The sequence below is a fragment of the Streptomyces sp. NPDC101225 genome (assembly GCF_044767585.1).
GTDB lineage: Bacteria > Actinomycetota > Actinomycetes > Streptomycetales > Streptomycetaceae > Streptomyces.
In genome coordinates this window covers 1-1,269 of sequence record NZ_JBIWOE010000107.1, presented here as the reverse complement: position 1 = coordinate 1,269, position 1,269 = coordinate 1, and the positions used below count along the sequence as shown (strand labels likewise).

Here is a 1,269-nt window from a genome sequence, read left to right as displayed (position 1 = left end):
CGGTCGGCAGCACCGCCGTCCCCTTTTACGGCACCCACCAGGCGGGCATCACCACGCCCGCACAGGCCGTCGGCCACCTCATCGCCTTCGACCTGACCGCGGGCACGGGCCGCAAAGAGGCCGCCGCGCTGCTCCGCCGCTGGTCGGCGGCGGCCGAGGCGATGACCCAGGGCCACCCGCCCACCCTCGACGATCAGATCGCATGGGACGCCGGCCCCTGCCGCCTGACCGTCACCTTCGGTCTCGGCCGCACCTTCTTCACCAGGACCGGCCTCGCCCACCGCACCCCTGCCGCGCTCGTGCCCGTCCCGCGCTTCCCGTCCGACGCGATCGACCCCGGGCGCAGCGACGGCGACCTGTGGATCCAGATCGGCGCCGACGACCCCCTCGTCGCCTGGCACGCCCTGCACATCCTGCAGCGGGAGGCGGCCGAGGCTGCCGGGGTCCGCTGGCAGATGAGCGGCTTCAACCGCACCCCCGGCGCCACCACCCGCCCGAGGACCGTCCGCAACCTGATGGGCCAGCTCGACGGCACCGGCAACCCCCAGCCCACCGACCAGAACTTCGCCGCCAAGATCTTCGTCCCCGACAGCCACGGCGACCAGGCGTGGCTGAACGGCGGTTCCTACGCCGTCGTACGCCGCATCCGCATCCGCATGCGCCTGGGCCACTGGGTCGACCTCACCCGGACCGAACAGGAACAGGTCATCGGCCGCCGCAAGGACACCGGCGCACCCCTGTCCGCCCACCATGACGCCCCCGAGACCACACCAATGGACCTGAACAAGTTCACTTCCAACGGTTCCCTCGCCATTCCTGCGGACGCCCACATCCGCGTCGCCGCGCCCGAGTCGAACGACGGGGCGGCGATGCTGCGCCGCGGCTTCTCCTACCACGACGGCTACACCGCCGACGGGCAACCGGACGCCGGACTGCTCTTCATCGCCTGGCAGGCCGACCCGGCCGCCTTCGTCCAGGTGCAGACGAAACTCGACGGCGCCGACCACCTCACCCGCTTCATCCGCCACGAGTCCAGCGCCCTGTTCGCCGTGCCGGGCGGCGCGGCACCGGGCGAGTACATCGGCCAGAGCCTGCTGGAGGACTGACATGGACGGCATGCAGCACATGCACATGACCGGTCCGATGTGGATGCCCGCCGCACCACCGACGCTCCCACGACTGCTTGCCTGGCATCCGCAGCCACTGCCGGTGGAACCGCTCGCCTGCGCGCTGGCCCTGGCCGCCTACGGTCTGGGCGTGTGGCGGCTG

At 71.9% G+C, this 1,269-nt stretch carries 1 protein-coding gene; it reads left to right on the top strand.

Annotated elements, in window-relative coordinates:
- Positions 1–1,106 (top strand): Dyp-type peroxidase (locus ACIRPX_RS45955; protein WP_404206141.1); only part of this gene is annotated, 1,106 nt, incomplete at its 5' end.
- Between the last annotated feature and the right edge of the window lie 163 nt (positions 1,107–1,269).